We start from the raw sequence: 22,736 nt of genomic DNA on the forward strand, positions 1-22,736 counted from the left end.
CCGACCGTGGAAACGCGGTCGGAGTTTTTGCTTTTAGAAATTACTGTTCGCTCAGTATTACTTGGCATTTTGCGCTAACCCAAAGTTTTTCAGGTTGGTTAACGCCGTGACATTAATGATTTTCCACTGTCCGTTAATTTTCTCGACTGTTCGCGACTCTTTAGATTCTGTTTTGCCGTGACTATCCACAAGCGTTTGGTCGTAGGCAACAAAAGCCATATTACCATTCTGATGAATGGTATAATTTGAATTTTGCACCGTTACCTTATCCGATACTTTGGAGCTTTTGAACTGACTGGCAAACTGTTTTTCCAGCTTATCCCAACCTTTTATCAGCATAAAATCGCCCCCATACAAGTTGGCCGCAAAATGAATGTAGGGTGTATGTGCCCATGCATTCGACCACTCGGCTTTGTCTCGTTTAAAAAATCCCTCGGTTTCACTCCGCAACACACGTTTAATGGCATCGTTGTCGGCCTGGGCCAACCCACACATCACGGTACTCAGCAACAAGGCGGTTACCAAAAGTGGCGTTTTCATGACCAGAAAATGTTTAGTTAACGGTCAAGTTATAGAACGTTATTAGAATAAACAACTATTTTTTTGCACTTTTATTCTAAAAACAATATACTCTATATATGTACTTATTTTTTACGATTACGTCTGATCTATATAACAACTAGCGGGTAGTCAACAACTTATCCAGCCGCCGGATCGACTGCACCACCGATCGAACTGTGTGGTAGTTAATTTTCCAGGAATGGCTCATGTGCGTCCAGATTGGCACACCCTGACGGGTCATAAGCGGCCACCACTCCCCTGCTTCATGGTTCACCATTTTATCCAGCACAAAGCGGTGAACATTTTCGTAAGCCCGCCAGTATTTCTCATCACCGAAAAGACGATAGGCATCCAAAAAACCAATAAGTACTTCGGCTTGCTGCCAGAACTCTTTCTCCCGATCATACACCTTTCCCCCATGCGAGCCTTCGACAAAGACGCCCCCAAACTCCCAGTCTATACCGTAATCAGCGGCATGTGAAAGGGCTTTTTGCAATTGATTGAAGTAGGTCTCATGAGGAATCTCCAGAATGCTTAACGCATGAATCAGCAGCCAGGCGAACTCTGCATTATGGCCATAACTGGTATTATCTTCGGCCTCCCGCTTAACGCCGTCTTCAGTGAAGCGATCCCAACCCCAGATCACGTCGAACTTAATTTGGGGAGCTACGCGCCAATCGGCCCAGAACTGCGGCACACCCGTGCCATAGATTGGGTGCATAATTTTTCCAACCAGCAGGTTAATAACTTCCAGCAATTTTCGGCGATGAATGGGCTGACGGGTGCATTCATACAACGCAGTGAAGGCTTCCATCAGGTGCATATGGGCATCGAGCGTTTTGCGATTGCCTCCGGCAGCCCCCGGCCCCGATAATGTCCACTGGCGGTCAAATACCTCAAAATAGCCGCCATAACACGTATCTGCCCCATATTTCTGTAATAGATCAAATACCTTCTGAGCATAATCGACCCCACGCGGGTCGCCGGTGGCCAGCGTATACTCACTCAGGCAATAGATGGCGAAACTCTGCCCATAAACGATCTTCTGATCGTTCAATACCTCCCCTTTTCGGTTGGTCATCCAGTAAAACCCACCGTGTTCGGTATCCCACATTTTCGCTAGCAAATACTCTACGCCATGCCGGGCCAGCTCGGCTAAAGCACCGTTGCCGTAGACTGCGCGATGAGCGGAGGCATAGGTATAAATGGATCTGGTTTGGGCGATGAGCGATTTTTCATCTTCGCCCGAATCGTTTCCGTATTCGTCAAAGTGGGTGATGAAGCCGCCATTTATGTGGTCGGCGGTTCGGGCTGTCCAGAAGGGCAGCAATTCGGTGGTGAGGTGAGTGTGCAGTTCCTGACGGCACCGCAGCAGGGTTTCGTTCGTCATGATAGGATAGGAATAACCCGCAGATTGCACGGATCAAACGGATCAGCACGGGTCTTATCAGCGAAACCCGTTTAATCCGTGCAATCTGTGAGCCTATTATGTATAGATTTTATGCAAAGCAAGAATTTCGGACAGGCTTGCGGTGCCCGTCTGGTTCAGCTTCTGAACGGTCACAGCAGCGGCCAGATTAGAAATTTCCAGCGCTTCGGCGGGAGTGGTTCCGGCACCGAGACAAGCAGCCCAGGTAGCCACCACGGTGTCGCCCGCGCCAACAGTATCGAGTTCGCTTCGAAGCGGCAAGCCCTTCACAAATTGCGTTTCCTGATCGTCCAGATAGAGAATTCCGGCCTCACCACGGGTGATTAACAAAGGACCACCAGACTGTTTCCGGAAGGCGTTTCCATGTTGAACGCACCAATCCAGGTCGGGCGACGCAGGCACATCGATCGTTAGAAAATTGGCTAACTCGTTGGTGTTTACTTTCAGCGTAGCTCCCCGCACCAGCGTTCCTACATCGCGCATATCGGCCAGAAACTGAACGGTTGGAAAGCGAGCCATCAGCTCATTTATCACTCCCATCCGCTCTTTGCTGAGCAATGGGTTTGCAAATTGCTGGTTGATCACAACGACATCCAAGTCGGAAAGGGCCTCCTCCAGACCTGTTATAAGGTCGGTAAACAGAGCCTCGGATAACTGATTGGCCACGCCGAAATCAATTCGATTTGCTTCCTGTTCATTCAGATTGGGCTTGGTATACAAGCAGGTATCCCAGCCCGTATCAAGCACATGCAGGTGCTGCGTGTTTACGCCCAACTGATTGAACAAGTGCTGCATTTCGCGTCCGAACAGATCATTGCCAACGCAGCCAATTACCCGGCAATTCAACACGCCTAAAGCAGCCAGATTCTGAACCACATTGCCCGCTGCGCCAAGAGAAGCTCTGGGCCGACTTCCCCAGAAAACATCCCGGTGAGTTTCCAGCGAGCGTTCGCCGGTTTGTGTTTGTAAGGTAAAATAGAGATCGAGGGCAAAGTCGCCAATAACGCCTACGTTAATCGTTTCAAATCGTTTAAAAAGTGCTGTAATTTCAGATGGTGTCATTCAGTAAGGCAGGAATTTAGCTAGCAGTCTTAAAACCAGTTCTGACCCGCTGGCTACTCACTAGATGAATCAAGTAATTTATTGAAAACACATCAGGTTATTTTTTGTCATGCTGACGAAGGAAGCATCTTCGGATGAGTCTATTTTAGTCAGCCCGAAGATGCTTCCTTCGTCAGCATGACAAAAGCAGCTAGTCCGAATACTCCAGACTAGTTGTACTTGAGTACTTGGCACGTATGCCTTTCCGGTATTTTTCCGATTTTAATTTGTACGCGATTAATTTGTTAAATTATCCAATTAGTTTAGCGTTAAACCCTTGTACTATGGAAAAAAGAACGTTCCTCAAATTATCATCTACGCTATTGGCAACACCTATTCTATCGCCATTACTTAGCTGGACTGCTGACAGTAAGCTGCAAAACTGGGCGGGAAATCTACAGTATAGCACCGACCGTCTGTATCCGGCCAAATCCATTGCGCAGGTGCAGGAGTTTATCAAAAAACAGCCCAAATTGAAGGTTTTGGGCACGCGCCACTGTTTCAATACCATTGCTGATAGTAAAGATAATTTCCTGTCGCTCCAGGCAATGGATGATGTCATTTCACTCGATACAAACGCGCATACCGTAACGGTTGACGCCAGTATGAAATACGGCCAGCTGGCCCCTTACCTCGACAAAAAAGGTTTTGCCTTACACAATCTGGCATCGTTACCCCATATTTCCATTGCGGGCGCCTGCGCTACGGCCACGCATGGGTCGGGCGTAAAGAACGGCAACTTATCTACAGCCGTATCGGGTATGGAAATCATTACCGCAGCGGGCGATATTCGGACGTTGTCCCGCGCTAAAGACGGCGATACGTTCCGGGCGGCCGTTGTCCATTTAGGGGCGCTGGGTGTTGTAACAAAGGTCACGCTCGATGTTGAGCCGACCTTTCTGATGCGGCAGGACGTATACGAAAACCTGCCAATGGCCCAGCTGAAAGATCACTTTGAAGCCATTGTGTCGGGCGGTTATAGTGTAAGCCTGTTTACCGACTGGCAGAAAAGCCGCATCAGCGAAGTCTGGATCAAACGGCGCATCGACAAGGGCGTGAAGCTGGATGCCAAACCGGAGTATTTTGGGGCAACGCTGGCCAAAAAGAACCTGCACCCCATTGCTGAGTTATCGGCTGTGAACTGCACCGAGCAAATGGGCGTGCCCGGCCCGTGGTACGAACGCATGCCGCACTTCCGAATGGGCTTTACCCCAAGCAGCGGCAAAGAACTGCAATCAGAATATTTTGTACCCCGTAAAAACGCGGTAGAGGCCATTCTGGCCGTTGAGCGTCTACGGGACCATATAAGCCCTCATCTGATGATTACGGAGCTCCGCACCATCGACGGCGACAATCTTTGGATGAGCCCGTGTTACAAGCAACCCAGCCTGGCTATTCACTTTACCTGGAAACAGGAGTGGGCCGCAGTCAGGAAAGTATTGCCCATGATCGAAAAAGAGCTGGCTCCTTTTAAAGCCCGCCCACACTGGGGCAAGTTGTTTACTATGGCTCCATCGGTGTTGCAATCGCGCTACGAAAAACTCCCGGCCTTTAAAGAACTGGTAAAAGAGTATGACCCCAAAGGCAAGTTTCGGAACGCTTTTTTAGATACGAATCTATACGGCAGTTCAAAAGTGGTGACCTAGACCGCTGGTTATAGTGATGCAATGTATCGTTGAGATAAACGAATGAAAGACGCCCTAAAAATGGGGCGTCTTTTTTTGTACTATTCCTATATTCATCCGAGATATAGAATTATTTACAGACCACTAGCTAACTATTGATTTTGACTGGAATTTAATCTAAAAAGAGAAAAATAGAACTATACATTTCTTTTCCTCAATCCGTTCAATTCAATCTTTTTATAATTAAAAAACTAGCTATAGGACAATTTTATAGCGCATAACAAAGTATTTAGGTATTGATTATACTGATTAGGAAGCAAGACTTATAGCATTGGTTTGTAGGTCAGGTTTTGAAAGTATTTCATACATAATCTAAACATGCATAGTTATGAGAACTCTACATACGTTCATATTTGCCTTGTTGTTTGTACTTTTCCTTGTCTCGTCAATTCAGGCGTCGGCTCCTAAATTTCCCTGGAAAGCGGGGCATTTAGAGCTTTGGGATAACACAACCCTAGAGGGCGACCTATCTTATAATTGGGCCGCCGAGATGGTATCTCTTCGTCAGGAAAACGGTCGAATCCGTACATTTTCGGCGAATCAGGTAGCGCGGTTTGCCTGGTTCGATTACTCGGTGCATAAGCTTCGGAATTTTGTTTCGCTAGTAAAACCGCTAGATAAGGGCCGTACAAACCAGGTATTTTATGAAGTCTGCATGGATGGGTCATTGACCGTCATTCGCCGAATGAGACAGTCACATGGCTTTCTGAAACGTTGGTTCAGCCACCCATCGCACGCCACCGATCAGCCAGTCATGGCGCAGAACACAGACCACTTCGATTACTTTGTGTATGATGCCGGGCAATTATTGAACCTTAATCGCTACTATCAGGATATTTATACGCCACTGATGACGGCCTATGATCGGGAACTGCACCACTATGTACAGACGCATAACATTAATGATCGGGCATTGCCAGGTCGTCTGGTAGTCATTAGTCGCTACAACTGGCTGGTACAATCCGATACGAAAGCAGCCTCGAACAAAGGGGTTGCTAATGCCCCAAACTAGACCACCGCTGATACAGCCATCTTCTCGTACTGGCCAGCTATTTTAAACTACTGACCAGACTTTGGGTAATATCGTTAAAAAACTCGGCCGTATGAGGACCGAATCGATTGATTTGCCCAATCGCGTAGGGACTATTTTCAGCATAATAGTACTTATCGGGAACGATCTGCCCCAGATTTCCGCCATTGTAGCTGGTGATAACTAACTGTCGTTGAGCCGCTACGGGCAAGTTCAGCAGGCTATTGCCCAGTTCAGCCGATACGCCACCGGGGCATCCCACAAAAACGGTTTGGCCTATGCGCAAGGCTTTTAGTTCGGCGGGATAATCACCGTAGAGCGCTTTGGCTAACCAGGGCTTTAGCCGAACGTATTGGCTAACACGAATGTGCGGATCATTCTGGATAAGGGGTGTCGTTTGAGCGACTAAAGTACTGTCGGTTTGGAACGGTTGCCGATCCAGCAAGGTGGTTAGTTGAGCCGCGAGTGCAGCCGGATCTTTTTGGCTTACCGAACCAGGCTGGCCTGCATCCAGAATAGAGCCAACAAGCCCCAGGGTAAACGAGTGCGTCTGTTTTTCAAGCTCTTGGGCCAACGAGTAGAATGAATTAGTCGAATCCGTTGAGTTCTCGCTGGCGAGACCGGAGCAAATAAGCGCCGATTGGCCTGTTTGTTTACGGAGTTGGAGCACATAAACGGGTTCTGCTGCTCGTGAGCCTCCGCCAGATGATAGCTGTTTTTGACCCTCTCGCTCCGATTTGGTATACCTGATCTGGACCGTCTCTTTAGTTTGTTGGGCCACGGTTACTGCTTTCAGAATAGCCTCTGTCAATTGATTGACCCGTTGTTCATTATAAGTACCCATTTTTTGCTGTCCCATGTAATCGCTGGCCCAACCACCCGGATCAGACTGAGAGTAGGTCGCTCCCAGGTAAACATTTTTCCAGGCGAAACCCAGTTTAGGCAACCTTTTTTCGAGTGCCTGAGCAACGGTGGGCGGCATCATTGGCAAATCGACGGTAATCATAACCGCTCGTGTTGTGCCATTATCGAGAACGAGTGCCCGCGTCTGAATGGAGTCCTTTCTACTTGTTGAAGAAGCCCCCGACGGACTGATGGTTACCTTTGCCCAGCCTGCCTGAATGGTGTATTTAGGGTGCGGATCGCTGAGTAACCAGGCAAAACGCTGGCGGGTGAATCGGTAATAAAGCGAACTTTTGTAACTATCCCGGCTAACAAACGTAAAGCTTAGGCCCAGGACATTAATTACCACCAGGGCTATAACAAAGAGTGTGACTCTATAACGGCGCATATATTTTCTATTTTACCAATAAATGCCTTAGCTGGATGATCAGGCAAATTTGGCTCATACGAATAGGCTAAACGTAATTACGGCCTAATTCGTCCAACTTAGGGATTTTTAGTTTGGAAAGAGACAGGTCAATCAGCAGCCAACGCATGGAATTCTTTCATATTTTTTCGTCACATCCAAGCAGGTATATTCTATCGGCGCACTGATTTCAGACACTTCTAGCATCAAAAAACGGGCGTTTTCCCCAAGCCTCACGAAACAAGCGGTATTTTTTGGGATGAAAACCGTTTATACTAAGCTGAAGCAGCCAGCCTGTTTATGTTAGCTACACTTTCTATAACGTATTAGCGACAATGCTCAACAATTCCCAACTCGACCTTGCTCCTATTACCCGTCATTTACGGGCTATGTTTGGCTCACGCTTATTGGTCGCAGCCGTTCATCACCTGCATGTTTTTGACCAACTGAACAGTGAACCGCTCTCAGTAGCTGAACTACGTAATCGGATTGGGTTGAGCGAACGCCCGGCTATGGTTCTATTCCCAGCTCTCTGTGCTATGCAGTTGCTGGCTTATGATGCCGATGGCCGGTTATTCATTACCGAACTGGGCCGCTATCTGACAACGAGCCAAACACCTAATTTAACGGGTTATACCGGTCTGGAAAAGGACGACATTGGGGCTGTCGAAATGGCCGTTCGGCTTAAAAATGATGGCCCGATGGACACTCCGGAAGGCATTTCATTCGTAAAAGAGGGCGATGCGCCCTCCCCTATGGATGATCCCGAACTATCCCGAAAATTCACGCTTGGTCTGGCCGGACGCGCCAAACACCTGTCGCCGATTGTAGCTGCCAACCTATCAAAACGCGAAGGGCACCTACTGGATGTAGCCGGGGGAACAGGCTATTATACCTACGAATGGCTATTGAACAATCCTGCCTCAACGGCTACTATACTGGATCGCCCGGCGGTACTGAGCGTAGCTGCCGAAATACTGGATGAATTTAGCCATAGTGATCGTCCGGGTGCTGGTAGTTTGAAGGAGCGTGTACGTTTACTGCCAGGCGATATGCTTACGGATGAACTTCCCCAAACAGATATTCTCCTGGCGGCCAGCCTCTTCCACGACTGGCCTACACCCACCTGCCAATTACTGGCTCACCGGTTTGCCTCGGCACTGCGACCCGGTGGCGAGTTATGGGTGCATGATGCATTCCTGAACGATGCACTGGACGCCCCGCTACCCGTAACGGACTATTCTGCTCAACTATTCTGGGGAACCAAAGGCCGATGCTACAGCCGGGCTGAGTACCGAAGCTGGTTCACCGAAGCGGGCTTGCAACCAACGCCTGATAATATTCCTACACAAATGGACTACGGTTTAATTTGGGCCAGGAAAACTACGTAACGTGGGTGGAAACCCGCGCTCAGCGCAAAACGATCTGCGAAAATTTTTTGAGTAGTTCACGCAACTTGAACTGGTAGTTCTCCGTATTGGTATAAACCCAAAACGCGCTATACCTATGAAACTTGTTGTATTATTACTAGCGGTATTAGTTACTACGACTTTTTCCTGCAAAAAGTCAGATGACGCTGTGCCTGCCGCAACAACGGCTGCAATTGACGTGAAGACTGTTATGCCGGTGGGCAGCTGGTCGGTGGGAACGCTGCGCCAACGTACGGAAGACAAATCGTCCAGCTTTAAAAACATAAGCTTCGTTTTCTCGGCAGATGGGAGCGTGACGGCTACTGATAACGGCAAAACGACGAAAGGGACATGGGTATATTCACCAGCGGTAACCTATTATGGTGGTAACGGCCTGGCCTCTATAACGCTTAGTATGGGCACATCGAAACCATTCGACATGCTCAGTGGAACCTGGAATCTGAACAGTGCATCGACATCCTCGAATCTCCTGCTCGACTACAAAGAGCCAGCAGAAGATGAACACCTGTCATTTGTGAAATTATAACCAACCTAATCTATATAACGTGTTGCCTGGATCCCCTTTCCCTTTGTTCTAACAGATTTAGGGAAGGGGATTTTGGTTTATAGGGCTTTCTTCTAAAATGTGAATAACTATCATTTACGTATGCTGCATGTAGTTGATTTTAAGCGTTTAACAAAGGTTTTTTAACCACAGAGGCACAAAGAGCACAGAGGTTCAACGGGATACTTTTTGTCCTATCAAACCTCTGTGCTCTTTGTGCCTCTGTGGTTAAAAAACCTTTAATTAGTTGACTGAATCTAAATACATACAAGCTCAAGTCAGTAAATTATTTACGTGAATACGGATTTTGACGATAAGAGGAACACGGATGGTACGGATTATACAGATCTGTACGGATTTTATCCGCGTGAATCCGTATAATCCGTACCATCTGTGTTCTATTTTTTACCCCATGTAGTCGCGTAATACAGGCAGAAGCCTCTATCAATGGTCTTTTCCGTAGGCTTTCTCGCCCGCTTCAACAGCTACGGTTAACACATTAGTTTTGGGTGGAATTGGGCAGGGATATCCTTCTTTGAAGGCACAATATGGGTTATAGGCTTTATTAAAATCCAGTGTTACATGTCCATTTTGAATCTCTCCCGTCCGTAAATCAAGGTAGCGCCCGCCCCCATACGTCTCCTTGCCTGAGCTGGTATCTTTAAACGGCAGGAACAGATAATCGCGGTATTCCGGTATGCGGATGACGTTCAGATTGCGATAGAGCGTCAATTTTTGTGGCTTGCCGTTCAAGTTAAATGTCAACAATGCGTAGGCCACATGCGATCTTGTTTTGCCGTTATACGTGGGCATTTCGAACGGTTCTGCATTGGGTATCCGCTCTACGGTAGCCGTTACGCGGTAGGTTGAATCGGGCGCGTAGAACTGCACATAAGCTAAATCTCCCTCTTCCGAGATTGGCCCACCCGACGTGGCCAGCAAATCTTTTTTATACGTCTCCCGGTGTTTGGCAAGTTGCACATCAAAAGGTGTTTGAGCAACTGCCGCCGTTGTCAATAAACTCGTGAGTAGGACTATAAAAAAGCGCATGTGTGAAGTAGTAAACCCGTTTAGCTAACAAATTCCAGAAACTCCATTCGATTACCAAATGGATCGCGGATAAAAAACCGCTTCCGGCCGTCAATATCCGACGAGTAAGAAATAGAAACTCCTTTTTGCTCCAGTTCCTGTCTGGCCGCATCCAGATTTTTGACTTCGAATGCCGGGTGCCGCAAGGATTCGCTCCCTCCGGCCTCTTCCCGCAGGTGCAGTTGAATATCGGCAACCTGAAACCAGATCGCACCGCCGGGGTGATCGCCGGGAATTTCGGCAAGGCCCAGCACCCCGCTATAAAAGGCCCGGGCCTCGCGAGTTTTCCCCTCCGGAATGGACACAAGAATATGATCTAATCGGCTGAACTGAATCATATGGCCTAGTAAAATTTCGGGGGGGGATTCAGCGTCAGGTTCTGGCGTTGATGCCAGTACGGGTAAATGGTTGGCACATCGCTGGCAGCGTCCAGTTTCTTTGTCTGGTCGATTGTCAGGTTCCAGCCTACCGCATCCAGATTTTGCCTGAGTTGCTCCTCATTGCGGGCACCAATAATAATGCTCGATACGGTTGGGCGTTGTAATAACCAGTTGAGCGACACCTGCGCAACGGACTTCCCGGTTTCGGCAGCTATTTCGTCCAGGGCATCGGTAATTTTGTAGAACGTTTCTTCGGGTACGACAGCCTGCGGCACCGGGCTTTTTCCTTCCAGAACACGACCTTCCGTTGGCGCGGGTTTGTTGCGGCCATAACGACCACCCAACCGACCACCCGCCAGCGGACTCCAGATAAAAGCCCCCACTTGCTGATCGAGGCCAAGCGGCATCAGTTCCCACTCATATTCCCGGTTCACCAGCGAATAGTAAACCTGATGTGCCACAAAGCGATTCCAGCCATACTGCTTCGAAATAGCCAGCGATTTCATCAAATGCCAGCCCGAATAATTGGAACAGGCAATGTAACGGACCTTGCCACTTTGCACCAGATCATCCAGTGTGCGCATGGTTTCCTCAAGGGGTGTAACCCCGTCGAAGCCATGCATGTGATAAATGTCGATATAGTCGGTTTTCAGGCGTTTGAGGCTGCTTTCACATTGTTTTAGCAAGTGAAAACGAGATGAACCCTGGTTGTTCGGCCCCGCACCAAACGGAAACGTAGCCTTAGTCGAGATCAATACTTTATCGCGCTGCCCTTCGATAGCCTTACCCAGAATCTCTTCCGAAAGACCATCTGAATAAACATCGGCCGTGTCGAACATATTTACACCCGCATCCAGACACAGGTTTACCAGCCGGGTAGCCTCTTCCACCTGGGTGCTGCCCCAGGCTTTGAAAAATTCGTTGCCACCACCAAATGTGGCCGTACCAAAACTCAACACCGGAACCTTCAGACCCGATGCACCTAGTTGCCTATACTCCATATGTCTATTGATTTCTGGAAACTCGTAGTTGTTTCCCAGACAAAAACAGAGCCGCTCCGGTTCCTGTTATTTCCAGAATTACGCCAGCTACGCCACTTTTCCAGTAAACGAATAAGTGGCGTAGCTGGGTGCTATCGAATAGGGCAACAAAATACACTCTTGTTTATCTATGTGCTTCGGGCTCTTCTTCCCAGAAGGCACAAAGGGTCTGTTTGAGCGAAAAGGTAAGCCCATAACAGGCAATCTGATTTCGGTACGATTTGTACTGACTGACAAACTGCGGGAACGACCGTAACCCGGCCGACGCAAAAGCCGAAATATCCAGAAGAGATACTACATCCCCATTGGCCAGAATTGCCCAATCGTGGTTGGTTAATGCTGGTTCATCGACCGTGTATTCCTCCCCTTTGTCATCGACGCCCGCTTGCAGGTAATGGCCGTAAGCAGCCAGTAGAAAGGCAAAGGATGATACCTCTTTGCCCTGTTCGAGCCGGTCGAGCAAGACAGGCAGAACAAAGGCCGGTAGTTTAGACGCGCCATCTCTACTTAACACACTTAACGGATGGGAAACCTCCAAACTCAATAAGTGGTTGACAGCCAGGCCAATTGATTCGTCCAAATCATTGTCAGCCGACAAATCACCCAGTGATTTATCGGCTATCACTAAAGACGTGTGCAGATAAGCGTTAAGACAGTCATTTGCAATAGCCTCTTGGACAGACCGGTACCCGGCCAAAAGAGCTGGATAGGCCAACAGACTATTGGCTGTATTTAAAATACGGAGCTTAGTAGGTTCCGTTGATACTTCCTGAATGGTTGTGAACATCGGAAAGAAGATTAAGATTGTTGATGTCAGATTGGTAGTTGCAGTACTGTTTTACTGTAGAGAAGGCACAGGCAGACAACCGACTTGCCAGCGCTACGGTAATCAGTTGAGCATAGCTCAAGGATACCCCTTGATTTATGAGGGGTATCAAGGGTCACGTTAAGTACGTACGTTGACTTTAAGTAAATGGACAATTAATAATGTAAAACGAATAATGGCTATCGAGAAGCAATTCATTGATAGTCAGTGTTTTAAAACTTAATATTATCGATTTTACATTATTCATTTACTTACTTAGGCAAAGAAACTAGGCCTTCTGAATGTGCTGGCTGGCTGCCAGGTGGCGTCACGGCGACGTAGCGACTGCGCAATCGTAATGATTTGCGTGGCTAATTTGCCTTGTTCTTCAAAATCCGCCTGATTGTAGTTTTGCTGGCGGCTGGGTTCCCACTCGAAGAGTTCAGTCTTGGCGTCGTAGATACCGACGGGTACCCGTTTTGTGTTTGTCGATAGGTTGTTTAACATGGACAGGGCTTCCTGATGGGTCGTAGCGCCAATGTGGTGATACTGTCCTTTAAACATATATAAAACTGAGAAACGATTCATGTCTGTTGATATTAAGTTTATACCAGAAGCGACTACTTCGTACTGACGAGTCTTTCCGCTCCTTTTTTATCTTGCTGCATTACCGGTTGCCAGCCAGTAACGACCCACCAAAGGGTGCCTGAGTGCGGGATAGTGTTTCGAACACACCCGCGTGTTGATTGATGAATGTTAAAACTGATTTTCGAAGTGACACACGCAGACTTGCCAGGGTCGTTGTCGATCTATTGATTTGATGTTGTTCCATTGCTGTTTACTTATTTACGGGTCCGTCTCGGATGAATCTGACTAACCAGATTCTTTTACGCTACAGACCGGATTTTGCCTGTGGTCGTATGCAATCATTCTGACATTTCTGAGCGTTTGGTAAGTAGCCTTTCTGTGGTTGACAGAAGGTTTAAATCGCTCTTACTAAGCCTGTTCGCATCGACTTACTACAGGGTTTCAGCTATAAAACGTGAACCAAAAGGTATTGGTTTAAACGTTTAAACCAAAAACCACCTAAATGGCTAAAGTTCTTTATAATTAACCTTGCTAATAATAGAATAGTACAATAAAACGTCCAATAATATTCTTTTTTTGTGATTATACGGTTACTTCATATGTCGTTCAAACAAGTCAGTTGTTTAAACGATTAAATTATTTATTGACTTTTTCTTATGTTTGCTCACTATGACCAGAAAGCCATCTTTAAAGGATATTGCCCAAACGGTAGGTGTTTCAACAACGCTTGTATCATATGTGCTTAATAACCAAAAAGAAAACAGAATCAGTAAAGTAGTGGCTCAAAAAATTAGGGAAGTGGCCCAGGCCCTCAACTATCGGCCCAACCAGATTGCCAAGAGTCTCAAGACGAATAAAACGTTTACAATAGGGCTGGTCGTAGCCGACATTTCAAACCCGTTCTCCTCTTCCCTTGCCCGCATTATTGAAGATGAAGCGGAGAAGTACGACTATACCGTTCTCTTCGGAAGCTCAGATGAGAAACCCAGGAAAGCCCAAAAGCTTATATCGACATTGCTGGACCGTCAGGTCGATGGGCTGCTGATTTTTCCTTCAGAAGGAGCCGAGCCCCAACTAATCGAACTACAGAAGCAGGGCATTCCATTCGTTTTGATTGACCGGTATTTCCCCGACCTCAAAACCAGTTATGTAGCATTGGACAATTACGCGTCTATTTATAAAGCTGTCCAGCACCTGATTGACTCGGGCTATCGCCGAATTGGGATGGTTACGTTCGACACGGCTTTGTTCAATATTATGGAGCGTAAGCGAGGTTATCTATCTGCGTTAAAGGCCAATAAGATCCCGGTTCGTAAAACGCTGGTGAAGGAATTACGCATGGATGCAGAGGGAGCAGACATCGCCAAAGCAGTTGGTGAGCTGTTAACAGGCACTAAACCCGTTGATGCCATCCTGTTTGCCTCCAATACACTTGCTCTCTACGGCCTGCAACAGATCAACGCCTTACACCTGAGTGTACCGGAGCAGGTAGCCGTCGTGAGCATCGACCAGGCCGAATCGTATAACCTGTTCCACACATCGGTCACATATATCAGGCAACCTTTGGTGGAAATGGGTCAACTGGCCACGAAAATCTTACTGGAGAGCATAAAGAAGAACAACACTATCACGCAGGCCAATCTGGAAGGTGAGCTGGTAATTCAGGATTCAACCCGGCCGGTAGATGGGTAAGTTTGGGATTGATAAGTATGCATATAATGCTTATCAGAAATTAGTATTTTGCAAGAAATAAGCTTTTAGGCCTATGTTATTACCTTTTGCCGAGCAGGCCTATGCTGATGATTCTAAGTTTTTAGATTATTGTCTGAATACAGAACATCCTTACGGAAAGCATAAAGCTCGCGTGTTTAATTCGGCATTAGGCATAACGGCTGCGAACTGGAAACTTTTGCGGGATACTGTTTTAACCGCCGTTCTACTTAATTCCGCTTCCTATGCCGGTCGTAATGGTTATGGAGAAACGTATGTTGTTGATTTTGATATGACGCATAAATCCAAAACTGCTACGGTTCGCACAAGTTGGATTATTCATGATGACGAAAACTTTCCACGATTAACCAGTTGTTACATCATTACATAACTTACAGCCGCAATGGAAGAACTAAAACTACATGACGTTGTCGCTCTTACGAAGCCCATACCTGAACATAACCTCCGCCGGGGGGATATCGGGGTTGTCATTGACATGGGCCCTAATGGACAGTGCTTGCTGGAGTTTGCAGACCGTAACGGTATACCCTATGCCATGCCGACTGTCAGCTCTGAAGGATTCATGAAAGTGTATTTACATGCGGACATGGTAGAGTAAACGCGCTTTTAGGCAGTTCGTCCCAAGTCAATATGATGCAAGATTGACAGGCTCTCATCAGCTTTTCGTATTTAGTTGGCAGTGAGGGTCTCCACAGCAATTATATAGCCCTTTAGCGGTTGATAACGTAATCTGTATTAGGTTGCTTCTGTGAATCTATACAGGCATTAATTAAGCTTTTCGCCTTCTCAAATGCTTAGGCAAAGGATGTTTAGCCAAAAACTCATTAGCCTGCGCCAACTTTTCAGGAAATATAACCCCACTCTTAAAGATATCATCCAAGCGCGGATCGTCCAATCTGTTCAACGCCTTCTGGCTCGTCTTTTTTACTGTTTCCGCATTCATATATTGAGTGTACATTATTTTCTTCTCATTATAAACGCTTCGTTGTACTTCTCTAACTGCATAGATCAACTTCATTACGGCAGGTATAAAAACACAACTCCCGGCCATGTTACCACAGCCGGGAGTTGAAAAACACTCAAAATATCAATCTAACCTAACTCCCACACATCTCACACCCTTCCGGATCATCGAGTGAGCAGGTCATGGCGGCATACTGCTGTTCGAGGTCCGTTACCATCGGTACAGGCTGCGGAGTCGTGTTTCGGGCGTGCTCTTTGGCGTATTGTACGTAATCGAGGGGTTTTTCTACAGTTACAGATTCGACCATGACGGGCTCCAGTTGTGGCTCGGCTTGTGGTTGTACAACCGTGAACTTCACAGCATCGGAAGCGGCTTTCGTGCGGAGGTAGTACATACCCGTTTTCAGGCCCGCTTTCCAGGCGTAGAAGTGCATGGACGTTAGCTTGCCGAAGTTCGAATCCTGAATGTGGATGTTCAGCGACTGCGATTGACAGATGTACGCACCACGGTCGGCGGCCATGTCGATAATGTGCTTCTGCTTGATCTCCCAAACCGTTTTGTACAGGTCTTTAATGTTCTGTGGAATGTTCGGAATTGCCTGAACCGAGCCGTTGGCCAGAATCAGGTTGTTCTTCATGGCGTCGTTCCACAAGCCGAGCTTCACGAGATCCTTGAGCAGGTGTTTGTTTACCACTACGAACTCGCCCGACAATACGCGACGGGTGTAGATGTTGCTCGTATACGGCTCAAAGCATTCGTTGTTACCCAGAATCTGCGAGGTCGACGCGGTTGGCATCGGGGCCAGCAGCAGCGAATTCCGAACGCCGTGTTCTACGACGTCTTTCCGTAGGCTTTCCCAATCCCAGCGACCTGATTTTGGCTTCACTCCCCACATATCGAACTGGAAGATTCCTTCCGAAATTGGCGAGCCTTTCCAGGTTTCGTATGGGCCGGATTCTTTGGCCTGCTCCATAGACGAGGTCATAGCGCCAAAGTAGATCGTCTCGAAAATATCTTCGTTCAGGCGACGCGCTTCATCCGACTCAAACGGCATCCGAAGCATGATGAACGCATCGGCCAGCCCCTGCACACCAATACCGATGGGCCGATGGCGCATGTTGCTCCGACGAGCCTCTTCAACGGGATAATAGTTGATGTCGATGATCTTGTTCAGGTTGCGGGTGGCCGTTCTGGTCACGTCATACAACTTCTGGTGATCGAACCGAAGTATCCCATCCGTGCCGCGCGTCAGGAACTTCGGCAGGGCAATGGACGCCAGATTACAAACGGCGATCTCGTCGGGGGCTGTGTACTCGATGATTTCGGTACAGAGGTTACTCGACTTGATGGTGCCGAGGTTTTTCTGGTTTGATTTCTTATTGGCTGCATCCTTATACAGCATATAAGGCGTGCCGGTTTCGGTTTGCGATTCCAGAATTTTGAACCACAACTCCTGTGCCTTGATGGTTTTGCGGGCACGACCTTCGCGCTCGTAACGCGAGTATAGAGCCTCGAACTCATCGCCGTAGCAATCGGCCAGGCCGGGGCACTCGTGCGGGCAGAATAACGACCAAACGTCGTCATCTTCAACGCGCTTCATGAACAGATCGGGCGTCCAGAGGGCGTAGAACAGATCGCGGGCGCGGCCTTCCTCTTTACCCGAGTTCTTTTTCAGATCCAGGAAGTCGAAGATATCGGCATGCCAGGGTTCCAGATAAATAGCGAACGAACCTTTACGCTTGCCACCACCCTGATCGACGTAGCGGGCTGTATCGTTAAACACGCGCAGCATCGGCACAATCCCGTTGGATGTTCCGTTTGTGCCTTTAATATACGTACCCGTAGCCCGAACGTTGTGAATGCTCAGTCCGATCCCCCCCGCTGACTGCGAGATTTTAGCGGTTTGTTTCAGCGTGTCGTAGATACCGTCGATGGAGTCATCCTTCATCGTTATCAGGAAACAGCTCGACATTTGCGGTTTTGGCGTTCCGGCATTGAACAGCGTCGGAGTTGCATGGGTGAACCACTTTTCGGACAGCAGATTGTAGGTCTCAATGGCTGCGTCGATGTCCTCCTGGTGAATGCCAACGGCTACACGCATCAGCATATGCTGCGGACGTTCGGCAATCCGGCCATCCAGTTTCAACAGATACGATTTCTCCAGCGTCTTATAACCGAAATAATCATAGCCATAATCCCGATCGTAGATGATTGTCGAATCGAGGAGTGCCGCGTGCTGGCGCACCACTTCATACACTTCTTTCGAAATCAGCGATGCATTTTCGCCGGTTTTCGGATCTTCGTACTGATACAGTTTTTTGATAGTGCCGGAGAACGACTTATTCGTTTCCTTGTGCAGGTTCGAAATAGCAATTCGGGCAGCCAGAATAGCGTAATCGGGGTGCTTGGTTGTCATCGACGCGGCTGTTTCGGCAGCCAGATTGTCGAGTTCGGTGGTTTTAACACCGTCGTACAGACCACTAACGACCTTTACAGCCACCTCTACTGGTTGTACATAAGCGGGGTCGAGACCATAACATAGTTTCTCGATCCGAGCCGTGATTTTGTCGAATTTAACCGACTCCCGGCGGCCATCGCGTTTAACAACAAACATGAGCGTTTGGGTTAGTTTTTAATGTATGAAAAAATGATGAATTCGGTAAACGTTCTGGTAAAAGGGCTTGGATTACGCCGTAGGCGGGTTTTCTCCCTTGAGTGACATCTATCAGGAAGCTGATCGAGCAAATTCAACAACAGTTGAACGCTATCACCGAAATAGAATGCCGTTTTAAAGTTCTCTTGAAATAGACGGAAAAGCAACCCGGAAGGTTCGGGAATTTCCAGAATTCATTGAAAGGTGCAACTCTATCAAACAGGTTAAGAAATTGTTAAGTCGTCAGCCTTAGCGACTTAACAATAGCCCATTGTAGAACTAGTCTAAAAAATAAAAAAAGAGATTTTATTAATCGGGCAGAAAGGCAAAGCCCGTTCTGCGTTGTTCGTTAGAGGAAGAATATTTCTATGGAAAAGTAAGAATAAACAAGGATAGGCACAAGACTATGTGACCCTAATATTAGGAAACGGCACCAATTTAGTAGGTTCATAATCACCCTGCAAAAGAAGCCGGAAAAGGTTTTGGTATTCCAGTCAAACGCCGTACCTTTGCAGTCCTTTTCGGTCGGAAACCGAGAAGATGACAAGAAACTGAGATTAATCATGAAAAAGGGCATTCACCCGGATTACCGCGAAGTGGTATTCCACGACCTGTCGAGCGACTATAAATTTCTGACCCGCTCGACCGTTCAAACCAAAGACACTATCGAGTTTGAAGGCCAGACCTACCCGCTCGTAAAGATTGAAGTTAGCTCGCAGTCGCACCCATTCTATACGGGGAAAAACGTACTGCTCGATACGGCCGGTCGTGTGGACAAGTTCCGCAAGCGCTATGGCACCAAAGAAAACGCAACGCCAACATCGACCCAACAGTAGTCGGTTCGTTCACATCACAAAAAACTCCCCCGCTGCGGTCAACGCGACGGGGGAGTTTTTTTGTATATTTGATAAAAACTGAAGCCCATGTTAGTAGCTGTTGAAGGAGTCTATCAAAATGGACAGGTTTACCTGCATGACAAAGTCCCATTTGAAAATGAGACTAAGGTTATTGTTACTTTTCTGGAAGCTCCCGCAATGAAACCGAAACACAAACGGCTGACATTAGCAAATTTCTCGTTCAGAAAAACCCGTGAAGCATTGAAAGACTACAAAGGATCATTTAGCGAGGAAGTCATAAAGGAACGAAGAGAGTCTTTATGAACATTTTTCTGGACACGTCCTCCTTATTTAAGTTGTATTTTCAAGAAAATGGCTCAACTGAATTAGAACAATTGTTTGAATCCCAATCCATTGAGCAGATTTATTTATCCGGATTGGCTACGATTGAATTTCGGTCCATTGTCTGGCGCAAAGTCCGAATGAACGAAATTACGGCTCAAAATGCGACTCTCCTGCTGGATGCTTTTGATAACGATTGCTCTGTCTATACGCTTGTCCTTACAGATGACTCTCTCCTTAAACTCTCCCGACAATTACTTGATAAATATGGGCAGCGTGGTCTCCGTAGTCTTGATGCCATTCAATTAGCCTCGGCGATTAGCATCAAACACGACGTTCAGCTTTTTAAGACAGCGGACGATTTATTGAATACATTCTTCATTGTCGAATCCCTGCCTGTATCCATCGGGTAAGTTGATTCGATACGGCCGGTCGCGTGGACAAGTTCCGCAAGCGCTATGGCACCAAAGAAAACGCAACGCCAACATCGACCCAACAGTAATCGATTCGTTCGTATCCATAAAAAACTCCCCCGCTGCGGTCAACGCGACGGGGGAGTTTTATTTTGTAGATTGGTGCCGGAGAACCTAATCAAGAAAGCGGCCTAAATCATCATTTTTGAATTTGTGGCAACGCCCAATTTTTACGGATAGCGACGAGCCGAAACACCGTAATGGCGCTCACCGACACGATGAATGTTAGCGTTGGGTCGATGGGTAATGACCGCCCAAGTTGATAAAGAAGGGCTCCCGCCAGACAGGGAGTAGCGTATAATTGACGACTAAAGATTAAGGGTAGGTCATTGACCAGTGTATCCCGAATAACACCTCCAAACAAAGCAGAAATAATACCCAACAGGATAGATGCCCAATCATTAACACCCAGGGCAAGCGCCTTTTGCATACCAAGTATTGTGTAGATACCCACCCCAATCGTGTCAAAAACAAGTAATGGCCGTTGCAATCGTCCAAGCCACCACTTTCGACACAGAACGGCCAGCATAACGCTGCCAAGAATAACGATCAGGTAATTCGGGTCGCGTATCCAGGCAATGGGATGTGCTCCGATAATGATGTCACGGAGGGTACCACCGCCCACAGCCGTCAGAAACCCAATAAAAAAAAGACCAAACAGGTCGTGGTACATCTTTTTGCTGAGCGCCGATAAAGCCCCCGAAATCGCAAAAACGCTCGTACCGACTAAATCCGTTATATACCAGACTGTCATAAAGGAAAAGAATTCGTCAATGGTAAGCTGACTAATTGAATTGGCCAATTACCCGCAAAAGAAGGCAGAAAAGCCCGTATTTTTATGCCGACGGGATGCGACCTAGTATAACTTATCCAGTCATGTACAGGACCGCATCCTGCTGTCCAGCCGCCAGACTAATTTTTCACCAGTAGTACATACAATTTTAGCTCACAGGGCTGGACAGCAAGATGCGATCCCGTACAGGACTCAAAACTTTATACTACTGTATATTGTCCCGCTTAACTTTACCAATCGACGTTCTACCGTTCTTTGCAGCATGGCGTTTATCCAGACAGATACCTTTACAATACGCGGCTACGAATGTGATGCCTTCGGGCGAATGAGTATTCCGGCCCTGATGAACCTGATGCAGGAATCGGCCAATCGAAATGCTATCGACTACGGCATCGGCATTGCCGATTTGGGTCAACGGGGCTTTGGCTGGATGCTGATGCGGTTTTGCCTGCGGATGCACCAATACCCGCGCTATGGCGATACAATTCAGTTGATGACCTACCCCACCACGGTCGATAAGTATTTTATTCACCGCGACTTTCGGATAGTGGCCGAAGATGGAACGCTGCTGGCCGACGCCGGTAGTACATGGCTGGTGTTCAGTATGGAAAAGCGGAGTATGGTTCCCCTACCCGATTTCATTCGTCGGCCAAACAATTCCCTTCGTTCCAACGGATACCAAACGGGTACAGGTCGGCTGGTTGAGCATCGACCAGAATAAGCACGTCAATAATGTGGCGTATGTGCAGTGGTTAATCGAATCCATTGACACCGAGACATTACAATCGCGGGAAATTGCCGAAATTGATTTAGTTTACCGCATCGAAAGCCACTGGCACGATTGGCTGGATGTTCAAACCGCCATAGAAACGACAGACGCGCTGCTACATCGAATCGTTCAAACCGAATCGGGCAAAGATGTGATCCTGGCGAGAAGCCGCTGGCGTTCCAGCATGACAAAAACAACCATGACCACTTCAACAAATAAACCAACCACAACTACTGTCGACGCTGTGATGAGCGGCCTGATGCGCCGGTACAGCGAACGCGTTCCCGATGTACATAAAGTACTGGACTCTATGGTTAAGGAAGGGATTATCCAGTCTCCGGGCGACGTGGAGAATGATCACATTGCCTTCCGAACGATGGGTGTACCGAATCTGGGAATAGCCTCGTTCGAGAAAATTTTTATGCATTATGGCTACGAACGGCGCGACGAATTTAACTTCGTCGGCAAGAAATTAACGGCTTACTGGTACAGCCCGCCCGGCGTGGATTCGCCCCGCGTGGACTCGCCCCGGCCTGATCTTCCCCGCATTTTCGTTAGTGAACTGCGCGTGCATGAATTGTCGGAGGAAGCGCAACGAATTATTCACAAATACACCGACACTGTAAAAAGTGACCCCGTCGATTCGCTGAACCTGGACGATGCCGAAGCCGTTGACCAGTTCCTGCACCAGCCGCTTTGGGAAACGCCCACCCTGGTCGACTACCAAACATTACTGGCCGAAAGTGAATATGCGGCCTGGGTGATCTACAACCGCTATTACCTGAATCATTTTACCATCAGCGTGCATAATCTGAAAGCGGGTTATAACACCATCGATGCGTTCGTTGCCTTTCTTGAAGAACAGGGACTGAAACTCAATTCGGCGGGGGGCACTATTAAAGTAAGCCCGGATGGCGACCTGCGGCAAGCCTCTACCGTTGCCCAGATGATCGACGCCGAATTCGCAAATGGCGACATTTTCCGCATTGCGGGCTCCTACGTCGAATTTGCCGAACGGCGTATACTGCCGCCATTCAGGGACTTACCTGCTGACCAGATCACCCGCCAGCACCGACGCGAAGGGTTCGAAACCGGCAACGCCGACAAGATTTTTGAAAGTACGTTTACGACCCAAACGGGTAGATAGTTTACCGTATTCGGTTTACGATTTATGGTACGTCTGC

The 22,736-nt window shown here is 47.7% G+C and carries 24 protein-coding genes and 1 pseudogene; 12 read left to right on the forward strand and 13 right to left on the reverse strand.

Going from position 1 to position 22,736, the window contains the following annotated elements:
- Nucleotides 1-57: 57 nt before the first annotated feature.
- The 3 genes from CWM47_RS23150 to CWM47_RS23160 form a co-directional block, all read right to left on the reverse strand.
- A complete protein-coding gene (locus tag CWM47_RS23150; protein WP_100990552.1) occupies nt 58-540 on the reverse strand; it encodes a hypothetical protein in 483 nt (160 codons plus the stop codon).
- A gap of 139 nt (nt 541-679) precedes the next feature.
- Nucleotides 680-1,951 carry an AGE family epimerase/isomerase gene (locus tag CWM47_RS23155; RefSeq protein WP_100990553.1) on the reverse strand — a complete coding sequence of 424 codons (1,272 nt, stop codon included), beginning with the start codon at nt 1,949-1,951 and terminating at the stop codon, nt 680-682.
- 96 nt (nt 1,952-2,047) lie between these two features.
- Nucleotides 2,048-3,052: a bifunctional heptose 7-phosphate kinase/heptose 1-phosphate adenyltransferase gene (locus CWM47_RS23160; protein WP_100990554.1), complete on the reverse strand. Its 1,005-nt coding sequence runs from the start codon at nt 3,050-3,052 to the stop codon at nt 2,048-2,050.
- Nucleotides 3,053-3,375: 323 nt separating this feature from the next.
- Between CWM47_RS23160 and CWM47_RS23165 the strand changes: the two genes are divergently transcribed.
- Both CWM47_RS23165 and CWM47_RS23170 read left to right on the forward strand, forming a co-directional pair.
- Nucleotides 3,376-4,737 carry a D-arabinono-1,4-lactone oxidase gene (locus CWM47_RS23165; protein WP_100990555.1) on the forward strand — a complete coding sequence of 454 codons (1,362 nt, stop codon included), beginning with the start codon at nt 3,376-3,378 and terminating at the stop codon, nt 4,735-4,737.
- A 367-nt stretch (nt 4,738-5,104) separates the two neighbouring features.
- On the forward strand, nt 5,105-5,788 hold the full coding sequence (locus tag CWM47_RS23170) for a hypothetical protein (protein ID WP_100990556.1): 684 nt from the start codon (nt 5,105-5,107) through the stop codon (nt 5,786-5,788).
- A 37-nt stretch (nt 5,789-5,825) separates the two neighbouring features.
- Here CWM47_RS23170 and CWM47_RS23175 read toward each other — a convergent pair whose 3' ends face one another.
- Nucleotides 5,826-7,097: a neutral/alkaline non-lysosomal ceramidase N-terminal domain-containing protein gene (locus tag CWM47_RS23175; protein ID WP_100990557.1), complete on the reverse strand. Its 1,272-nt coding sequence runs from the start codon at nt 7,095-7,097 to the stop codon at nt 5,826-5,828.
- Nucleotides 7,098-7,450: 353 nt separating this feature from the next.
- Between CWM47_RS23175 and CWM47_RS23180 the strand changes: the two genes are divergently transcribed.
- Together CWM47_RS23180 and CWM47_RS23185 are read left to right on the forward strand one after the other, a co-directional pair.
- Nucleotides 7,451-8,506, forward strand: coding sequence for a methyltransferase (locus tag CWM47_RS23180; RefSeq protein WP_100990558.1), 1,056 nt, complete (start codon nt 7,451-7,453; stop codon nt 8,504-8,506).
- A gap of 115 nt (nt 8,507-8,621) precedes the next feature.
- A complete protein-coding gene (locus CWM47_RS23185; protein ID WP_100990559.1) occupies nt 8,622-9,071 on the forward strand; it encodes a hypothetical protein in 450 nt (149 codons plus the stop codon).
- 462 nt (nt 9,072-9,533) lie between these two features.
- Here the strand turns inward: CWM47_RS23185 and CWM47_RS23190 are convergent, their stop codons facing one another.
- The 6 genes from CWM47_RS23190 to CWM47_RS38260 all read right to left on the reverse strand — a co-directional run bounded on the left by CWM47_RS23190 (nt 9,534) and on the right by CWM47_RS38260 (nt 13,235).
- Nucleotides 9,534-10,139: a DUF1684 domain-containing protein gene (locus CWM47_RS23190; protein ID WP_100990560.1), complete on the reverse strand. Its 606-nt coding sequence runs from the start codon at nt 10,137-10,139 to the stop codon at nt 9,534-9,536.
- 20 nt (nt 10,140-10,159) lie between these two features.
- Complete coding sequence (locus CWM47_RS23195; protein ID WP_100990561.1) at nt 10,160-10,516, reverse strand: VOC family protein; 357 nt, start codon at nt 10,514-10,516, stop codon at nt 10,160-10,162.
- Between the two features lie 5 nt (nt 10,517-10,521).
- On the reverse strand, nt 10,522-11,559 hold the full coding sequence (locus CWM47_RS23200) for an aldo/keto reductase (protein ID WP_100990562.1): 1,038 nt from the start codon (nt 11,557-11,559) through the stop codon (nt 10,522-10,524).
- A gap of 163 nt (nt 11,560-11,722) precedes the next feature.
- Nucleotides 11,723-12,385 (reverse strand): mannitol dehydrogenase family protein, encoded by a 663-nt coding sequence (locus CWM47_RS23205; RefSeq protein WP_100990563.1) that lies wholly within the window; start codon nt 12,383-12,385, stop codon nt 11,723-11,725.
- A gap of 294 nt (nt 12,386-12,679) precedes the next feature.
- Nucleotides 12,680-12,991 carry a hypothetical protein gene (locus CWM47_RS23210; RefSeq protein ID WP_170069441.1) on the reverse strand — a complete coding sequence of 104 codons (312 nt, stop codon included), beginning with the start codon at nt 12,989-12,991 and terminating at the stop codon, nt 12,680-12,682.
- Between the two features lie 79 nt (nt 12,992-13,070).
- A complete protein-coding gene (locus tag CWM47_RS38260; RefSeq protein WP_157816050.1) occupies nt 13,071-13,235 on the reverse strand; it encodes a hypothetical protein in 165 nt (54 codons plus the stop codon).
- Nucleotides 13,236-13,660: 425 nt separating this feature from the next.
- Here CWM47_RS38260 and CWM47_RS23215 point away from each other — a divergent pair, with 425 nt between their 5' ends.
- The 3 genes from CWM47_RS23215 to CWM47_RS40325 all read left to right on the forward strand — a co-directional run bounded on the left by CWM47_RS23215 (nt 13,661) and on the right by CWM47_RS40325 (nt 15,320).
- Nucleotides 13,661-14,683, forward strand: coding sequence for a LacI family DNA-binding transcriptional regulator (locus tag CWM47_RS23215; protein ID WP_100990565.1), 1,023 nt, complete (start codon nt 13,661-13,663; stop codon nt 14,681-14,683).
- 73 nt (nt 14,684-14,756) lie between these two features.
- Complete coding sequence (locus tag CWM47_RS23220) at nt 14,757-15,092, forward strand: DUF6883 domain-containing protein (protein WP_100990566.1); 336 nt, start codon at nt 14,757-14,759, stop codon at nt 15,090-15,092.
- Between the two features lie 12 nt (nt 15,093-15,104).
- Nucleotides 15,105-15,320: a DUF4926 domain-containing protein gene (locus tag CWM47_RS40325; protein ID WP_100990567.1), complete on the forward strand. Its 216-nt coding sequence runs from the start codon at nt 15,105-15,107 to the stop codon at nt 15,318-15,320.
- A 171-nt stretch (nt 15,321-15,491) separates the two neighbouring features.
- Here CWM47_RS40325 and CWM47_RS38800 read toward each other — a convergent pair whose 3' ends face one another.
- Entirely contained in the window at nt 15,492-15,740 is a 249-nt protein-coding gene (locus tag CWM47_RS38800) for a hypothetical protein (RefSeq protein ID WP_170069442.1), read from the reverse strand.
- Between the two features lie 79 nt (nt 15,741-15,819).
- Nucleotides 15,820-18,300 (reverse strand): ribonucleoside-diphosphate reductase subunit alpha, encoded by a 2,481-nt coding sequence (locus CWM47_RS23235; RefSeq protein WP_100990569.1) that lies wholly within the window; start codon nt 18,298-18,300, stop codon nt 15,820-15,822.
- Nucleotides 18,301-18,902: 602 nt separating this feature from the next.
- Here CWM47_RS23235 and CWM47_RS23240 point away from each other — a divergent pair.
- The 3 genes from CWM47_RS23240 (at nt 18,903) to CWM47_RS23250 (ending at nt 19,930) form a co-directional block, all read left to right on the forward strand.
- Nucleotides 18,903-19,175 (forward strand): type B 50S ribosomal protein L31, encoded by a 273-nt coding sequence (locus CWM47_RS23240; RefSeq protein ID WP_100990570.1) that lies wholly within the window; start codon nt 18,903-18,905, stop codon nt 19,173-19,175.
- 87 nt (nt 19,176-19,262) lie between these two features.
- Nucleotides 19,263-19,499 carry a hypothetical protein gene (locus CWM47_RS23245; protein ID WP_100990571.1) on the forward strand — a complete coding sequence of 79 codons (237 nt, stop codon included), beginning with the start codon at nt 19,263-19,265 and terminating at the stop codon, nt 19,497-19,499.
- Entirely contained in the window at nt 19,496-19,930 is a 435-nt protein-coding gene (locus tag CWM47_RS23250; RefSeq protein ID WP_100990572.1) for a type II toxin-antitoxin system VapC family toxin, read from the forward strand. Before CWM47_RS23245 ends, CWM47_RS23250 begins: the two co-directional genes overlap by 4 nt.
- 199 nt (nt 19,931-20,129) lie before the next feature.
- Here the strand turns inward: CWM47_RS23250 and CWM47_RS23260 are convergent, their stop codons facing one another.
- On the reverse strand, nt 20,130-20,744 hold the full coding sequence (locus CWM47_RS23260) for a trimeric intracellular cation channel family protein (protein WP_100994006.1): 615 nt from the start codon (nt 20,742-20,744) through the stop codon (nt 20,130-20,132).
- 301 nt (nt 20,745-21,045) lie between these two features.
- Between CWM47_RS23260 and CWM47_RS23265 the strand changes: the two are divergent.
- Nucleotides 21,046-21,730: pseudogene (locus CWM47_RS23265) on the forward strand (acyl-[acyl-carrier-protein] thioesterase); the annotation flags it as partial.
- A gap of 21 nt (nt 21,731-21,751) precedes the next feature.
- Complete coding sequence (locus tag CWM47_RS23270) at nt 21,752-22,699, forward strand: DUF1338 domain-containing protein (RefSeq protein WP_100994007.1); 948 nt, start codon at nt 21,752-21,754, stop codon at nt 22,697-22,699.
- Nucleotides 22,700-22,736: the final 37 nt, after the last annotated feature.

The sequence above is a fragment of the Spirosoma pollinicola genome (assembly GCF_002831565.1).
In the GTDB taxonomy this organism is placed as follows: Bacteria; Bacteroidota; Bacteroidia; order Cytophagales; family Spirosomataceae; genus Spirosoma; species Spirosoma pollinicola.

What these genes read in the sequence shown, in the direction of transcription:
- CWM47_RS23150 (WP_100990552.1), bottom strand. Translation starts at nt 540, where the DNA reads ATGAAAACGCCACTTTTGGTAACCGCCTTGTTGCTGAGTACCGTGATG.
- CWM47_RS23155 (WP_100990553.1), bottom strand. Translation starts at nt 1,951, where the DNA reads ATGACGAACGAAACCCTGCTGCGGTGCCGTCAGGAACTGCACACTCAC.
- CWM47_RS23160 (WP_100990554.1), bottom strand. Translation starts at nt 3,052, where the DNA reads ATGACACCATCTGAAATTACAGCACTTTTTAAACGATTTGAAACGATT.
- CWM47_RS23165 (WP_100990555.1), top strand. Translation starts at nt 3,376, where the DNA reads ATGGAAAAAAGAACGTTCCTCAAATTATCATCTACGCTATTGGCAACA.
- CWM47_RS23170 (WP_100990556.1), top strand. Translation starts at nt 5,105, where the DNA reads ATGAGAACTCTACATACGTTCATATTTGCCTTGTTGTTTGTACTTTTC.
- CWM47_RS23175 (WP_100990557.1), bottom strand. Translation starts at nt 7,097, where the DNA reads ATGCGCCGTTATAGAGTCACACTCTTTGTTATAGCCCTGGTGGTAATT.
- CWM47_RS23180 (WP_100990558.1), top strand. Translation starts at nt 7,451, where the DNA reads ATGCTCAACAATTCCCAACTCGACCTTGCTCCTATTACCCGTCATTTA.
- CWM47_RS23185 (WP_100990559.1), top strand. Translation starts at nt 8,622, where the DNA reads ATGAAACTTGTTGTATTATTACTAGCGGTATTAGTTACTACGACTTTT.
- CWM47_RS23190 (WP_100990560.1), bottom strand. Translation starts at nt 10,139, where the DNA reads ATGCGCTTTTTTATAGTCCTACTCACGAGTTTATTGACAACGGCGGCA.
- CWM47_RS23195 (WP_100990561.1), bottom strand. Translation starts at nt 10,516, where the DNA reads ATGATTCAGTTCAGCCGATTAGATCATATTCTTGTGTCCATTCCGGAG.
- CWM47_RS23200 (WP_100990562.1), bottom strand. Translation starts at nt 11,559, where the DNA reads ATGGAGTATAGGCAACTAGGTGCATCGGGTCTGAAGGTTCCGGTGTTG.
- CWM47_RS23205 (WP_100990563.1), bottom strand. Translation starts at nt 12,385, where the DNA reads ATGTTCACAACCATTCAGGAAGTATCAACGGAACCTACTAAGCTCCGT.
- CWM47_RS23210 (WP_170069441.1), bottom strand. Translation starts at nt 12,991, where the DNA reads ATGAATCGTTTCTCAGTTTTATATATGTTTAAAGGACAGTATCACCAC.
- CWM47_RS38260 (WP_157816050.1), bottom strand. Translation starts at nt 13,235, where the DNA reads ATGGAACAACATCAAATCAATAGATCGACAACGACCCTGGCAAGTCTG.
- CWM47_RS23215 (WP_100990565.1), top strand. Translation starts at nt 13,661, where the DNA reads ATGACCAGAAAGCCATCTTTAAAGGATATTGCCCAAACGGTAGGTGTT.
- CWM47_RS23220 (WP_100990566.1), top strand. Translation starts at nt 14,757, where the DNA reads ATGTTATTACCTTTTGCCGAGCAGGCCTATGCTGATGATTCTAAGTTT.
- CWM47_RS40325 (WP_100990567.1), top strand. Translation starts at nt 15,105, where the DNA reads ATGGAAGAACTAAAACTACATGACGTTGTCGCTCTTACGAAGCCCATA.
- CWM47_RS38800 (WP_170069442.1), bottom strand. Translation starts at nt 15,740, where the DNA reads ATGAAGTTGATCTATGCAGTTAGAGAAGTACAACGAAGCGTTTATAAT.
- CWM47_RS23235 (WP_100990569.1), bottom strand. Translation starts at nt 18,300, where the DNA reads ATGTTTGTTGTTAAACGCGATGGCCGCCGGGAGTCGGTTAAATTCGAC.
- CWM47_RS23240 (WP_100990570.1), top strand. Translation starts at nt 18,903, where the DNA reads ATGAAAAAGGGCATTCACCCGGATTACCGCGAAGTGGTATTCCACGAC.
- CWM47_RS23245 (WP_100990571.1), top strand. Translation starts at nt 19,263, where the DNA reads ATGTTAGTAGCTGTTGAAGGAGTCTATCAAAATGGACAGGTTTACCTG.
- CWM47_RS23250 (WP_100990572.1), top strand. Translation starts at nt 19,496, where the DNA reads ATGAACATTTTTCTGGACACGTCCTCCTTATTTAAGTTGTATTTTCAA.
- CWM47_RS23260 (WP_100994006.1), bottom strand. Translation starts at nt 20,744, where the DNA reads ATGACAGTCTGGTATATAACGGATTTAGTCGGTACGAGCGTTTTTGCG.
- CWM47_RS23270 (WP_100994007.1), top strand. Translation starts at nt 21,752, where the DNA reads ATGACCACTTCAACAAATAAACCAACCACAACTACTGTCGACGCTGTG.